The following is a 16,114-nucleotide window of genomic DNA, read 5'->3' as shown; positions in this document are numbered from 1 at the left end:
TCAACGGCGCTGGACGCTCAGGCGCATGAACACGCCGCCGCCGGCGGGCGGCATGAGCAGAGAGCGCACGGTGCGCTCCATGCCGGTGGTTTCGATTTCATTGGCGGTCTCGGCTGAGTCGGCCTCAGTGGCGATGTTCCAGGTCTTCAAATCAGCGCTCCATTCCACGATGTAGTCCACCTCCGGAGCACCAGGCCAGCGGCGGTATTCCAGACCAGGCTTGCCATTGGCATCAAAGACCAATTTGACCGGCGTGCCGTCTCTCTTCTTCGCGTTCAAATTCAGGGCGAACTCCAAGAGGCCCTTGATGCCATCACCGTCGCCATCCGCATTGTCGAAGTCCTCGTCATCCAGGGAGTCATCCGGTCCGCCGGTCTGCGTGCTGCGCCAGTTGGAGAGAACGCGCGGCTGATTGACGATCATCGTCAGCACTTTTGTCACGGGACCGAAGAGATAAGCCGGGTCTGCTTTCAAGGTGACGATGACCTCCTCAGCGCCGCGGGTGAGGGTGGCGCTGGCCAGCGGAAGCACGTCGAGGGCGATGGTGTCCTGACCGCTGATGAAGGTGACAGTGGCGGGAAGGCGCTTGTAATCCACGGCGGCGGTGGCGCGGCCGCTGACAGTTAATCCGGCGGTCAGCGGGGAAGAAAGAGCACCACTGCGATGGACGAGGATCTGCGCAGGCGAGAGGCTGTCTTTGTAGGCGGTTCTTTCGGCGACTTCCAGCCACACGCGGCTTGGCAAGTTGGTGAGATTTGCGCTCGCCGTGCTGTTGGCGAGGATATAGCCCGGAGCCGCAGGCAGCAGGATCTGAATGGTCTCGGTGTTTTCAGTCACATCATCTTCCAACGGGACGATCGGAAGCACGATCGTCTTCTGACCGACCGCAAAAGTCACCGTGGTCGGCAGCGCGACGTAGTCCACGCCCGCGATGGCGGTGCCAGTGATGGTGACTGCGAGCGTGAGCGGAGCAGCAGCGTCGCCGCGCCGACGGAGGGTGAACTTGCCGGCGACGAGGTTTTCCTCAGCGGCATCGGTGGCGGTGACATAAAGTGTGGCGCGCGGGATGATCGAGCCCGTGGCGATTGCTCCCATGTCCCACAGCTCCTCGATGTCGTTGCTGGTCAGAAGGAGGCCTTTGAGACGGATGGTGGCGTCTGCCGCGCTCAGCTGATCGCCATTGGCATCCACCGAGATGATGGTGTCCGTTGCATCCGTCGTCACCGTTAAGTAGTCAGACAGATAGCGCCCGGAGACTGGCTCGAGAATTTTTGTGAGATCGAGAACGTCTCCTGCCGTGGCATTGAAATCCATGAGGGTGTCTGCACCGCCGTCTTTGGCGATGATGAAGCGGTCCGCACCAGCGTAGCCGCGCAGGGAATCGTTGCCGGGTCCGCCGGCGATCCAATCGGCTTCACCGGATCCGATGAGCGTGTCGACCTGGTCTGAACCGATGAGCAAACGCGGGAAATCAGCACCGACCGCTGAGATGTAGGATTGATAAGAGGTGTCCGCCTTCACTTCATTGAAAGCCTGAGGCCCGGAGGAGGTGCGGAGTGTGCTGGCACCTGCACGAGAGGCGTCATGGATCACGCGGTCAGGTTCGCCGATCGAGGGCAGCGGCAAATTCCAGACGGCAAAGATGTCCTTCTGGCTGCTGGCGAGGCTGACCTCGACCTCCACGACCGAGGCGAATTCCGGATGTTCATCCCGCATGCTGAAGGTCAGCACGGCATCAGTGGCCAAGGCGGTGGTGCCATCATGCGTGAAAATCACGCGCCCGGAAGCGAGATCTGCCTGGGTGAACGAGGCACCCAAAGGGAGAGCGCTGCCATTGAGCTGAAGGCCATGCAGCCTGGCACTTATGCCCGCAGGCATGCTTTGAAGCGTCCAAAGAATCTGCGCAGGTGTGCTATCTGAGTCAGTCGTGCTGGCCACAAGGGCGGAGCTTTGGCCGGCAAGCAGTGTTAACACGGGCGAGCCATTGAGACGTGGCCGCACGTCGGACTGGTTGGGGTTTGAGCCAGCGCGGTATTCGGCGATGTTGGTCACGAGGTCGCCATCAGGATCGAGCGCGGAGTCATCGAGCAGTTTGTTGAGGCCGTATTTAATTTCCCACCAGTCAGCCATGCCATCGTAGTCGCTGTCCGGCAGAGGGAAGTTTACGGTGAGGTCGGCGCGGCGGAAAAGGCCACGCTCTGGTGCAATGGTGTCGAAACTGGTCTTCGTGGGATCGATCAGTGTCGCGGGATGACCATCGATGGTGATCTCGACATTCTGAAAGCGTGTGGCGCTGTCATTTTGAATGAGCAGGCCGTCGAGTTCAGCGGGAACCGACAGGCTTGTGATGGCGATGCGCTGCGGCAGGCGGATGGAATAAGAGAATTCGCCGTTTTTCAGCGGGGCAAGCTGCGCCCGTGCGATGAAGGGCGCGCCGCCGTCAGCAGGCGTTACTCTCCAAATCAAGGAGCCGCTGGTGAGCAGGAGATCCTCGCCCGCGCCGCGGTGGAGCACTTTGCCGTAGAAAACGGTGTCCGTCTCGCTGAGGAAGGCGAGAGCGGGTGTGGCAACGAAAGCCAGGATGAAGCATAACAGTTTCATGGTCGTCGTGGGAGAGGATTAGTTGCCGGAGACGGAGTAGGTCTGGATCATCAGCTTGATGTCGCGCACGCCGAGGAGTTCCCGCTTCGCGGGATCCGTGCCGGAGGTGGCCTGCGTCTCGCCGCTCTTCGGCAGGCCGTAGATGAAGGTGTTGAGGCCAGCGGTGCTGCTGCCGCCATCGTAGAGCAGGCTGGCATTCGGGATGATGAGCACCCAGCGGGTGTTCCAGGCGCTGCGGCCGACGAGGCGTGAGCTGCTGATGATGTCATCCCTTGTAGTGCCGACGCTGTCCGGGAAGGCGCGGAAGCTGCTGAACTTGCGGATTTCATCGAAGTAGCCGCTGGTGCTGCCGGTGAAGGGATGCCAGTCGGGATTGGAAAGCTGCGAGGGCGTGATGGGCAGCGGCGCAGGGATGCGCTGATCAACCACATTCCACTCACGCGTCTGGAGCGTGGTGCTTTCCGGCATGAACATGCGGTCCGCGCCCAGCGGGATGAGATACACCTGCGGGGTGACCGACATGGCGGAGGTGTTGTAGCTGTCAAGCCGCACACCGACGGCGCGAATCTTGGTGGCGAACTCACTGGAGTTCAGCGCGCTGTCCCCGGCGGCCAGCGTGTTGTCGAACCAGTTTTTCCCGCTTTGAATCGTGGAAGTAAATGGAATGACGAGCGCAGGCTGCGGCACCGCAGTGCCACTGCCGTCGAATTCGGGAGCAAATGGGCGGCAGAAGCGGCGGTAGATGAAGCCGTAATTTGTCGTGCCATCGGTGAACGTGTAGTTCCAAAGATCAGGCACGCGCCAGGTTTCCAGCTTTTGCCGCCAAGTCGCATCTTCACGTGTGGTGAGCGGCACGCGGCCGAGATCGGCACGCAAGCTGAAGGTGTAAATCTGCGCGGAGGGATTGTTGAAGCCCATCTGGCCTTTGAAGTGGTCGTAATTCCCCTTCAGCGTGGCGAGATGGCTGGCGAGGCCGCCCTGGGCCAAAACAGGCTGCCCAGACTGCCACACGCCGAGATCACGGGTGCGGATGATCTCTGCGAGCAGCGGCGCGGCATTGGCCGCATGGTTGTCCGGCAAGTTCAGGTCATAAGCGTAGGCTTTGCCGGCCAGGTAGGCATAACGTGCCGCCATGTCATACGCGCTACGGTACTTGCGCAGCGCATCATTGCGCGTGACGCGGAAGGTCATGTCTTCGTAGCGTTGCTTGGTCGTGGTGGAGGCGACGCGCTTGTTGAAGGCTTCGCGTTCATCGACGAGACGGGCGCCTTCCTGCAGCAAGGCGCGGTAACTGTCGCTGGCGCTGCGCAGACGCTCGACGGCCCGGAAGGCTGCCATGCGCAGGTCGGGCTCGGAGTTCAGGGTGTCTTCGAGGTCGTCGAGCATGTCGATGACGTCACTTTGGTGACCAAGCTGTGTTTCGGTGAGCTGCAGATCGGTGCCGACCTCACCTGCCTTCAATTCGAGACCATGATTAGTAACATCAGCCAAAAACTCATATCCACGCAGAGTAGCGTTTTCTGCACCGTTAGCATATTCGATAAACCCACGAAGCGTAGAGGTGAAATCGGACACACTTTTCGGAATCGATTCCAACGCGCCCTCTTTGAAGTCCGTGCCAAACTCGCGGACGTTCCGCAAAGCGCCAGCAGTGGCATAAGTGATGATCGCCAGATCATCCAGGCCCTGCTGTGCACTCTGCATGTTGGTCACAGCCCGGATATCTGAGGTCGCAATTCCTGTTTTGAGGGTGAAGTTGCGTAACTTGCGGTCCAAATCTCCGGCGAGGCCGTCATAATCATTCGATGCTTGAAGGAGGGCCGCCTCGGCCTGGATGAGCTCGCCAATGGCAAGCTGAAGCTTTCCCGGAGAGGAGCGCATGCCCCAGCCTGAGGGCGCGTTGAATGAGTAGCCGCTGGCGGTGATCGGCAAATTCAGCGAGAGTGAGGAGTCTTGGACCGAGCCTTCCAATGTGAAGGTTTTCTGGTAGTCGGCCGGGAACCAGTTGTTGAGAATGTCCGTGGCGTAACTGGTCTGATCTGTTCCGACCCCAGTGTCCTCGAATGGATTGGTGTTGCTGGCGAGGGCAAAAAGTTTCTTGTAGTTCACAAGCACGTCTGAAGGGGTGGGCGGGATAGTGCTGTCATTCACCTGTGTGGTGTCCACGTACATGTAGAGGTACAAATCGGGTCCCGTGTAGCCGTCCGGATAGGCCTGGCCTGCGCCGATGGTTCCGGCATATGGCGTGCCGAAGATTTCAATGAGACGGTTTCGGTAATCGATGTCCTGCTGCTTGGTCTGCTGGCGGAGTTCTTCGGTACTGGCACCGGTGCGGCGGAGCAGGTTGTTGATCTGATTGGCATTGTCCCAGGTGGTGATGGCATTGGCGGAGGCGGCGACGGCACGCTCGTAAATCTGCTCGAAATGTGTGGCGGGATTCACGCTGGTGCGGTCCACGCGAACGGGGTCGATGTCGAAAGGCACGACGTTGGGATCGAGGCCGAGGGGGTTGTAGCCGCGATCGGCGCTTTCGACCTTGCTTTGAATGAGCGCGGCATTGCCCGCGAGCACGCCGAGGCCGCCGACGGTGCTGCGGTCCACTTTTTGAATGCCTTCATGCGTGGTGTCAGATGCGGGAAGCAAGGCATTGCCGACGGCCCAGTCGAAGTAAGCGGCGGTGGCGGCACGCTGACCCCATTCATAGACGCCCCAGGCACGGTCCGTGTTCGTGTCTTGATAACCCTGCCACTGCCCGGCAGGATTTTCGGTGTATTTGGCGCGGTAAACGAGATCGACGATTTCCGCGCCAGCCTTGGCACGCGTGGCGGCGGCCTCGGCGAAGGCGCGTTCGTCAAGGTAGTCGATGTTGAACACGACGCCATTGATCTGATAGAGCTCGCTGCGCGGGTCCCAGGCGAAACGGCTGTTGGTGAAAAGATCCGCGTAGCCTTTCAGCGCCATGGTGTAGTGGCCCCAGGCATCGCCGTGGCCCTGGGGGTAGAGGATCTGCGCGTCATTGGCGTCGATGAAGCCGTCGTTGTTCACGTCGCTGATGGCGTAATTCATCGCGTAGGCGGCCTCGCCCTGGCCGTTGGTGAAATTCCACAACAGGCGGTTGTAGGCCGGGCGCGCGCCGACTTCGCCACGGCCACGCAGCAGCGCGAGCTCTTCTTCAAGAAGATCAGCGGTCTGGTTTTGGAAGGCGTGGATGGTCGGCGCAAGGGCGCCGTACTGGCTGCTCTGCGTGCTGTAGCCGATGGTGGGATCCAGCGCATCACTGTAAGCCTCGTTGGCGATCAAGGTGTAGAACTGCGAGATGCGGTTTGCCGCATTGAGCAGCGCAGTGTCGACTCCGCTGGTGCCGGGGGTGAGGTTGATGCTCAGATCCTTCGCGCGTTCAAGCACCGTCTGGTAAAGCTCGATCATGCCGTAGTTCTCGATCACATTTTTCGTCGGATTGAAGGCGACGGGGCCCTCATAGCGCGGGCCCGCCTGCTGGATCATGCTGGTGTAGGTGGCGGGTGCGTCGTTGTTGCGGAAGTCGGAGATGCGCGCATCGAAGACATTCACCGCATCCGTCACGCGCTTCACCCAGCCTGCGACAAGCTGCGCGACGTAGGCGGTGTCCGTGACGGCAGAAGGCGAGGCAGCATTTGGCGGGCGGCTGTTGGCCGCGCCTGACCACTGGCTCCAGCTGGTGGACACGGAGGGGTTTGCGTCCTTGTGGCGATAGCGGCAGAAGAACAGGTTGTCCGTCAAAAGCGCGGAGCTGGCCCCAGCGAGCTGAATTTCGTTCAGGCCAACGCCCGAATTGAACAACGTCCAGTCGCCACCCGAGGGCGTGCCAGCGGTGGGCAGGGTGATGCCGGGGGGGTTGAGCACACGACCGTCCTCTTCACGCACCTGCCACTCGAAGAACAAGTCGGCCACATTGCCGCCAAAGTCTCCCGTGTGGCGGACGGTGATTTTTTCATCGAACACATTGTCCGGATAGATCGGCGCGAGCGAGCCGCGGTAGATCTCTGCACGCGTGACGCGGAAGACATGGATGGCCACCGGGGCATCCCCCAGTGATGCGTCGTCATTTTCTGCGATAGTGACATAGCCTGTGGTCAGCGTCGGCTGGTAGGCCGGATTCAGCAGGCTGGGATTCGGGATGACGGCAGTGCCAGGCCCGATGGTGGTGGCCGGCTGGACGCCGGAGGGCGTGGCGGCCTGCAGGCCGATGCCGTAATCAACGCCGGGGAGGTTTTGCGGATCACGCGAAAGGGTGGCGAGTGCGGCGACGGCCGAGGTCCAGTGGGAGTCGGTGTCGATGCCGGAGAGGATCGATTCCTCGGCTGGTGTGAGGACGTTTGGCTGCAGGATGGTCTGCGCACCCGGTGCTGCGGTGAGATTTGGATCTCCAATGGCGCGCCCATTCAGCAGGCCGCGCACGCCAAGCATGCCCGTGATGGAATTGAAGTAGATGCGCTGCTGCAGGCCGGCGCTCAGCTTCTTGAAACGCCACAGCGTGCCTTCGACGACGACATTGCCGGAAGCAGGCTTGAGAGTGTCCGGCAGACTGGAGACTGGCAGCGACACCTCACGCGCAGTGAGCGCGGGAACGACACGCACGAGGTAATTTGTGGCCAGGGTGGCGGGGTCGAGCGCGGGGTTTGCATCATCGTAGGTGACCTTCGCGCTCTGCCAGGAAATGGCACCTGGGAGGGGCGGCGGAGCCGTGGAGTCAGCCGAGTGGTCGCTGCTGTATTCGCCGCCGGAGAAGGTGAGTGTTTCGCCCGCCTTCAGGAAGCCCGTGTTCGCAGGCCAGACGGCGTCGTAATTGACGTTGTGCAGCGGTGAGGCGGGCCCGAAGTGCAACGGACTTCCAGTGGCGAGAGTGGGATGCCAAAAGTCTCCACGCAGGGGATAGTAAAATTCTGCGGTGATGTCATCAGCGCCGTCGGTGTCTCCGGAGACAATCCATGGCTGCCCGGTTTTGTCCTCGTAGTAAGTCACGCGGGCAGGGTCCACATTGACACCGTTGGTCTGGGCCTGGGGGCTGGCGCCGATGACGATGCTGAGCGGATACGGCGGCACGAGCTTTGTGCCCGCCACCCCTTGGTAGCGGAAAATGTAGCTTTGGTTGAAAGCTGGCAGGCGGGAGTCGCTGGTGGCGGCGTCCTGGTGCTGAATGGCGTACACGGCCATCTTCTGCACCGGATTGGCAGGATCCGTGTCATCGCGGTAGTTTACGAGGACGTAGGGCTGGCTGGTGTAGCTGGCGTTGAGCGTTGTACGGTTCAGCTCATTGCGCAGCGCATAGGCGGCGGTGCGTGAGGCATCGAGGAATGAGGGAGCCACAAGTGCGTGCTCCTCGTTTGGATTGAAGCCGGGAAGCGTGGCGTCTGGCTGGTTGTAAATGGCGACGGCGTTGTAGGCGGGGGCGGTGAACACCGTCTGAGGAGTGCCGGCGGAGTCCTTGAGGCCCTCCGAGCCGAGCTGGCTGGCCACCACGATGCGCGGCGGAGAAGCAGGCCACTGCGGGCTGTAGGCCACCGCCTTGTAGGGCCAGCGCAGGCCGTCCTGAACCTGATACCAGGCGATGGCACACATGCCAGGATTGTCCGGCGCATTCCAAGTGCCGAAGCCAGGATATTCCACGTTCACCGGAATGATGGGCCCCTTCTGTGAGGCGAGATCATAAATGCCAAAGTTCACCGGCGCGAGGCGGGTCAGGACATAACCATTGTGACCCACGGCGGTGACGTCGTGGTCCGCGGTCGTGATGGCGGTGCCGATGGTGGCGTTCAGCTTTGCTCCAACGGCGTTTTTCCAGAACTGGGAGCGCACGGTCTTCACGCTGAGGCTTTCCTGCGCGAGATTGCCCGTGGCGGCGGCTCCGCCCGCACGCACGGAGAACAGCAGCACGCTGTAGCCCTCCTCAGTGTTGGCGAACAAGCCCGCATTGCTGACGGTGGCGGCCGCGTCAGTATAAGCCAGCTTTTGGAAAGCGCGGGCGTCGCTGTCGTCGGGATCAAGATCGACGGACGGCGTCTCGATGATGTGATTGTAGCTGGTGGAACCGGGCATCACCGCGGTGACCTCGACGATGACGTTTTGCGTGGTGTCATCCGGAGATGCGAGATTTTCAAACTCGACGGTGAACTTGCCGGGACGCAGAGGATAGAGCTTCTGACCGACCTGGTCCCAGGTCTGCATGTCGTTCCAGGTGCTGTTGGCCGGAACATTGATGGTGACGCCCCCATCGGGTGTCTTGAGTTTGTTCACGTTCGTGGCGTCGATGCCGGTGACGGTGCTGAAGGTGACGAAATTGCCGATGGTGACTGTTTCCGGATAAGTCGTGCGTGCGTAGTCCCAAATGATGGTGGAGGCCGAATTGAGCGTGATGGCCTTGGTGGTGACACCGCGAGTATCAAACGGCACCACCGCGCCCGTGCCGCCGGTGTAGCCTTTCAAAGCGAGACTGCCGATGCCACCGCTCACCGACGACGCTGAACCAATGGTGAGTGCGGTGCCGTCCGTGGCCCAAACATCACCCGAGCCGCTGATGCGAGGCCCCACGGCGCTTGACGTCGAGGTCAGCGTTGGTGCGTAGGTCACCAGCTTTATCTCCGCGACCTGCATGGAATTCGCCAACGCCTGGTTCACGATCGAAAGCACGGTGATGCGATAGTGCTTGAACGAAGTGGTGTTTGAGAACTGGAGTTCCTGAGTGAATCCGCGCGTACCCGTGACGGGCACACTCACGACAGCGGAGATGGTCTGCCAGTTGGTCGGGGTGGCGCCGGGATCCGTGCTTCCCTCGATTCTGATGTTTTGGGGATCGCGCTCGGGTGAGTCGTTGCCGGTGGTGAGGCGGATGCGGTTCGCTGCCATGGGGGTGGTGTAGCTAAGGATCACCCCACAGTTCACCTTGGCGAAGTGAACCAGCTTGGTATTGATGTCCCCGTCGTTGACCTGGGGTGGACCTTCACCAGCGAACCAACCGCTGCCGGTGCCTCCAAAACCCGTCGTGGGAAATCCTGTGACAGCCGATGCCGTGTAAGGAGTGGAGCTCGTGGGAGTCGTAGTAGTCGTGAGCACGGGGACGCCGTCCACATAGGGGGCAGCGCTGGCGAGGGATGAATTTGCCGTGCTGCGAATGCGGTATTGTTTGTCCCATTTCCAGGTAATCGTGGCAGGACCTGTGAGGGTGAACTGAGGGACCTGCTGGCGGTTCTGGAAGGAGCCCCAGGCAATCTGGTTGGTCACGGTGCCGAACCCGGCTGGGATGGCGGTGCCGGTCGGCAAATAACCCGTACAACGATAGCGTACACCATCCTGGTCGATGTAGGACGCCCCGTCGATCTGCGCGATTACTGGCGATTTCTCCGCGAGCCAGTTCTTGTTCACCGCCGGACTTGGATTGCCGGCAGCCTGCGAGGTGAGACCAGCGGGCAAGTCGGTGAGAATTTCCAAAGCATGCTCCGTGCTCCAAAGGAAATTGAGGACCACATCGCCCGAGACAAGGAAATCGACCTCGCTTGCAGTGCCGTTGACCTGGCTCGATTTGAACTGGTAGCCCGTGCAGATGCGGCGTGTGACCGCCTGGGTGCGGATGACCTCCGCATTGGAACTGTCGAGAACGGCGCCGCTGCTGTCCTCATAGACAATGGGACTCACCTCGGCGTGCACATTGAGCCCGGAACGCACCGTCTGTGTGCCGCCGAACGGCGATGGCAGGCCGTAGTCAGAATTGATGGTCAAACTCACTTCCTGCTGCCACGAACCATCTGTGTTCAAGTAGCCGATGAATCCCCGGTTCGTGGTTCCGTAGTTCGGAAGGGTCACGCGGTTGGCCGCCTCCCCCAAGGTCAATGAACCAGTGCTCCAGTAACCAGTGAGCACCACCGAGTCCCCCACGACACCGATGCCCGAACTGCGCTGCACCAGAGGGATCGAGATCGACCCTACAATCTCCACGGGTGTGACATGCCACCGCTTTGTCAGATCATTGCTGTCCAGCTTCGTCCAGAAAAGATGCCGTGTGGACGAGCCTCCGAGGTTGATCGGATTCTTGCCCGCACCGCCCCCCAGAGTGGTGTGGTTCAGAGCGCCGCCAGCGCTCCCGGTAACATAAACAGCGTCGTTGGTCGTCACGATCTGGGACGCGAAGTCAAAGCCTCCCGAATCGAGAAAAACGGCGGTTCCCCACGACAGATTTGTCGGATCGAGACGTGCGACAAAGACATCGTAGCTGAGGCCGTTGCTGCTCCACGTCTGGTTGCCGTCCGGACTCAGGTTCACCTGCGAGTCGGTGGGTCTGAAGTTCTTGTAAAACTCGCCGGTGGCAAAAATGGTGCCGTTGTTGTACTCGAGGTCCACGACACGCGAGCCCGCGCCCGCCGTGCCGGAGGTGTCATCCACACGCACCGGCTCCGAGTGATTGATGATTCGGGCGCCCGTGCCGCTTTGTGAATCGATCATGAGGATGGTACCCCAGTCTCCGAAGGAAAAGTCGTAGTTGTTGGGGATCGAGCTGGCGTCAAAAGTGGCCCCAGTGGGGAGCGCGGCGGTGCAAACCACACGCACGTCATCCAGCGCCTGGAAGGTCAGACTGGCATTCACCCCGTCCGGATTTTGGAAGTTCATCGCGACATACAGGCGCCCGCTGCCGTCCGCTGTGATGCCGGATGCAAAATCATTGACCTGGTTAAAACCGATCGTGGTCGCCCAGCTTGCATCGAGATTGTCGGCAAACGAAACCACGAACACATCACGGGCACTGCCGCTGTCCATGCGTCCGACAAGGTTATCGAACGTATTCGTCCCGGAGTTCATTTTTCGCTGTTCGACAATCATGCTCGTGCCGGTGAAGTCACCGACGATCGAAATCCGGTTCACATTGGAAACGCTGGCCACGCAGATGCCTGTGGCGCGTGCCAAGGTAGCAGTCCCCAAATCCGCGCGGACGATGCTGTAGTCCACCGCCACGCCATCGAGTGTGAGCTTGGCAATGAAGGCACGAGGGGAGGGGCTGTCAGACGTTTCTCCGCAGGCGTACAGATAGCCGTTGATGATGGCGATGTCGTTGATCTTGAAGCCGACGCTCTGGCCCAAAACAACGCTGAGAGACTTCGTCCACAAAGTGACCCCCAGAGCATCAAGCTTCGAGATGAAGCCGTCGCGCACCGCAGGACTGGACCCTGGCTTGTCGCACCAGCCGGCAATGAAGATGTTGGTGTCGTTGGCCACCGTACGAAACGAGGGAGCCCATGCGTCCGGACCGTCTCCGTTCGTCAATGGGAATCCGAACATCAGCGATGACTGGCTGGTCTGCTGGGTGCCTGTATCCACGGTGCCAGCGTAGTGAGTGACGGTCCCGCCAGACACGCCTTGCATCTCTTTGACATACGCATTGGCAGCACGGGAGCAGGCCGTGGTGACCAGGAATGAAAAACCAAGAATGAGCAGCTTCTTCATGACAATTTACGGAGTGTTGTTGAGCTGGTCCACCGTGCTGACGCGGTTCAGCACCAGGCTGCCGGTCACGGTGATGGCGCTGTTGTGCAGGCCGGTGATGGTTTCGGACCAGGTGCCATTGAGGACGTGATCGGCAGGGGTCTCACCTGCGGTGATGGCGATGCTGATGGCGCGGCTGACCGCGCGGCCAGCGTTTGCCAAATCGGGATGATATTTGTGACGGAAGGGATTCACCGGGCTGCTTGCGGCCAGTGCCAAGGTGCCCGTGGCGCTCGTCCCAGCGGCCAGGCCGCCGGAAAGGGCAAGGGTGTCCCCACTCATCGGAAAGGACACGGTGCTGAAGCGCTGGCCGATGAGCTGGCCGCCGCGCACCGTGACGCCGTCGTAGTTTGGGATGAGGTTCATCTGCGTGACGATCACTGGCGCGGGGGAAGCACCCCGGGTGCGCATCAGCACGGCTTCTTTGAGCAGCTTGATCTGACCGCTGGCGTTTACATGCAGGAGCACGCGCATGGAGAAAGGCTTTGCGGCCGGTGTGGGCGTGGCTCCGGTGGTCTGCCGAGCGTGAACTTCATTGACCTGATCAAGCGTGATATCGCCGACCCAGAGGCCGGCGGCGGTTTGCGCCGAAGCAACTGTCACGAGACAGAAAAACAGGAGGAGTGCGAGTTTCATGAGAAAGAGAAATCAGGGTGTGCAGGTGACCGGCACGCGCCACAGCACGCCGGAGCAGCGGATTTCGAGAAGACTGGCCGCAGAAGTCTGCGGGAAGCTGGTGAGGCTCGCATGGCCAATGCGAAAGGGCGTCCACTCACCCGCCACGGCGGTGAGCGTTTGAGTGCCGGAGATGGCGGTGCGTGCAGCCCCCCCAAGGCGGGCGAGGGATAATGAACCCGTCGCTGTGATGCTGACTGTCAGCGCCGAACCGCCGACGGGCCGGAATTCGACCGAGCCCTGGCTGTCCGCTGCATTCAACTCGATGCTGCTACTGCTGCTGCGCAGTGAAACGGGGCCCTGGTGATCGCTCCCCGTACCGCACCAGACCCAGTAAGATTTTCCAGGCACTGCGGGCTCCGCCGACGAGGCCTGCACCCACTTGCCGTTCAGCAATCGAAACGCACGCAGCGGCGTATGTGCCGGTGAATTGGCAAAAAACGCCCCCAGAGTGACCGGTGATGCGGGATCGACCGGCAGCCCGACGAGGTTGAAGGACTGCGGACGCCAGTCGATACGATTCAGCCTCGCTATTCCCGCAATCGTCACCGTAGCCACATCTGTCGCTTTAATCAGGTAACCCTGGCCAGGCATGAGCTGGTGCAGGTTGTTCAAAAAAGCCCCTGAGGCTGTCGCTGGCTGCCAGGTGCGCCATTCGGCATCTTTCCACGTATCAGACGCTGGATCGCGCAACGAAGTGTACTTCGCCGCGAGGGGGATGAAGGTCGTCACCATCTCCACCGGCTGCCCGGCAAACAAAACATCGGGATCACGCTGCGAGGGCTCCACCTCAAGCCAGACACTGTTCCAACCCGGTTGCAGCGTGAGGGTCTGTGCAAGGTTTTGAGCCTGCAAGGTCCCTGCAAGCAGCACTAAAGCCGAGAGCAGATGTGGAAGCGAAAAACGTTTTTTCATTGGGGCAAGCAAGGGTGTGCTGGCCATCCACACTTTTTTTTCGAGCGTGTTACCTCAAGATTTAGATTTTTGCCTACCGAGGGGTGGAATTCATCGGACGGAGGTCCTGATCACCGGCGCACAAGATCTTGGAGCCGTGGCAGGGTGGCCTCGCATCCGCCATCCACAGGTTGGTGCGGCGCGTGTTACCGCCCGAATGAGAATATCTTCAACGGCCCGCCGTTTTTTCCGATCCCATGGCCTCCTCTGCTGATGAAAGCCGTTTTTTCGCCTTCGCCAGGGATGTGGCCGCAAACTGGGGCCGGGCATGGCCATGCTCCTTGAGGCCCTGAATGGCCTTCCTGAGCAGGTCAGCGGCTTCTGCGGGCCGGTCCTGGGCAAGCAGCGTGTCCGCGAGATTGGACATATCCGAATAACGCTGGATGTCTTCAGGCTTGTGCTCTTCCATCAAGACGATCAGCTCCCTGAGGACCGCCTCAGAACGGCTGTGCAGCCGGCGCAGCAACTGAGCGCGGGCCAGCTCCCGCAGCACGCCATCGGCGTCCGCCGGCAAGGTTCCCTGCGGAGAGCGGATGCGCTGCAGCCACTGCGTCCCCACGGTGGCGGCGTCATAGTAGTAGTTCTGTTCATTCTGAATGAACATGCAGCACTCCACCCGGTAGAGAGAAAAGGGATGGCTGGGGCCGAGGCTGAGATCACACACTTTGACCGCTTCATGCACCAGGGCCAGGCGCTCCTTTTTATCGCCTTTTTTGCCCAGCAGGGCGGAGAGTTCGCTGAGGCAGTCTTTGGCAAAAGTGTTGTCCGGCCCCACGGAACGCCAGAAGGTGTCCAGTGCGCGGCGTCCTTCCGTCACGGCCTCATCCAGCATGCCGGCCTTTTTGTAGCATGAAGCCAGCCGGTACATGGTGCGGGCCGTCATGACGTGGCGGTCTCCCAGATCCTTCAGGGCTTTGCCAACGTAGTCACGCCCGAGTGCCAGCGCGTGCTCCTGCCGCTCCGTCAGAAACACCGCCGTCAGGTGCTCCAGGCGGCATAGAGCCTGATGCTGGAGATTGTAGCTGGCATTGCCGTCCACCTCGCGACAGACTTCGGACATCAGCTCCACCGCCTCCGGGCCTTCGCCGCGGATGTTGAGGTTCTTCCCCAATGTCAGCATGGTGAAAAGAGACTGTGAATTTTTGCGTCCCAGGTGCTCCAGCTGCCAGTCGAGCACCCGCCGCAGCTCGGCCATGCATTCATCAGACGAGTTTTCCATCACCGCCCGCTGCCCTGCCACGCAGAACCGCATGTCCCACACCCGGGCGTCATCGGACTCCAGGTTTGCCTCCAGAAGCGCCAGCGCCTGCCGGTAGTTGTCGAGGCACTGCTGGTGGTCAAACATCGTGCCCGTTTCGGACAGCATCTGGGCCTTGCGCACGGGATCTCCCTTGAAGGCGAGGATGCGCTTGAGCATCTGCTCCCTCATCTGGTCGGGATCGATGTCTCTGCCTGTCTGTCGTTCATCCAGGTCTTTGACGGTGTTCAGGATGATCTCAGAGACGGTCTGGGCCTCCTGCTTCTGCTGGAGCGCCAGCCGCTCCGCCTGCTGCGCCTTGATCATCTGCCAGACTGACACCACCGTGCCCACGATCAGCGACAGCGATGCGCCGAGCACTGCGACGGTGGCTGCTTTGTTTCTCAGTGCCAGCTTCCAAAGCCGCTCAGCGGCCCCCACTGCCCTGGATTGAATCGGCTCTCCGTTCAGGAACCGGTCCAGTTCATCGGCCAGGAAACCCGCGCTGGGCAGGCGCCGCGCCGGCTGCTTTTCCAGGCAGCGCTGGATCAGCGTGGCGAGATCTGCCTGCATGCGCACGATTTGTTTTGCAGGGAGCCCCGCAGCCGGCACTTCCACCGCTCCCTCCGCGACCGAAGAACGCCGCTTCCCCGAGGAGCTGATCTCGGGCTCCTGCTGCGTGATGCGCAGCATGACCTCCACGGCGCTGCCGCCCTGGAAGGGCAGCTTGTCTGTCAGCATCTGGTATAAAATAACCCCCAGGGCCCAGACATCGCTCGCTGTGGTCACCTCTTTGGCTTTTCCCGCCGCCTGCTCCGGGCTCATGTAGTGGGGCGTGCCCACGTGCGCGTTGCTCCACGTCAGTTGCAACTCTGCGTCCAAAAGCCTGGCCAGGCCGAAGTCGGAGAGCATGGGCCTGCCGCTCACGTCCAGCAGGATGTTGGCCGGTTTCAGGTCCCGGTGCAGCACACCGTGCTCATGCGCATACTGCACCGCACGTGCGATGCGGCTCATCAACGTGGCGGCCTCGCGGTCAGGCATCATGCCGCGCTTCTTCAGACGCTCCGCCAGAGAGCCGCCTTCCGCCAGGCGCATGGTGAAATACGGCATGCCATCCTCCTCTCCGCTTTCGTAGATCGG

At 61.0% G+C, this 16,114-nt stretch carries 5 protein-coding genes; all 5 read right to left on the bottom strand.

What is annotated here, in order from left to right; all coding sequences use genetic code 11:
* Complete coding sequence (locus ACILSO_RS18435; RefSeq protein ID WP_395738916.1) at nucleotides 1-2,601, bottom strand: Calx-beta domain-containing protein; 2,601 nt, start codon at nucleotides 2,599-2,601, stop codon at nucleotides 1-3.
* An 18-nt stretch (nucleotides 2,602-2,619) separates the two neighbouring features.
* The gene (locus ACILSO_RS18430; protein WP_395738915.1) at nucleotides 2,620-12,069 is read right to left on the bottom strand and encodes a hypothetical protein; all 9,450 of its coding nucleotides are present in this window, start codon (nucleotides 12,067-12,069) and stop codon (nucleotides 2,620-2,622) included.
* A 6-nt stretch (nucleotides 12,070-12,075) separates the two neighbouring features.
* On the bottom strand, nucleotides 12,076-12,744 hold the full coding sequence (locus ACILSO_RS18425; protein WP_395738914.1) for a hypothetical protein: 669 nt from the start codon (nucleotides 12,742-12,744) through the stop codon (nucleotides 12,076-12,078).
* 12 nt (nucleotides 12,745-12,756) lie between these two features.
* Nucleotides 12,757-13,698, bottom strand: a complete 942-nt coding sequence (locus ACILSO_RS18420) for a hypothetical protein (RefSeq protein ID WP_395738913.1) — start codon at nucleotides 13,696-13,698, stop codon at nucleotides 12,757-12,759.
* A gap of 208 nt (nucleotides 13,699-13,906) precedes the next feature.
* On the bottom strand, nucleotides 13,907-16,114 hold a 2,208-nt coding region (locus ACILSO_RS18415; RefSeq protein WP_395738912.1), incomplete at its 5' end, for a protein kinase domain-containing protein.

Source organism: Prosthecobacter sp., assembly GCF_044226605.1.
Classification (GTDB): domain Bacteria; phylum Verrucomicrobiota; class Verrucomicrobiia; order Verrucomicrobiales; family Verrucomicrobiaceae; genus Prosthecobacter.
The sequence above is the reverse complement of the archived record's forward strand: the minus strand, read 5'-3'. Positions and strand labels throughout refer to the sequence as shown.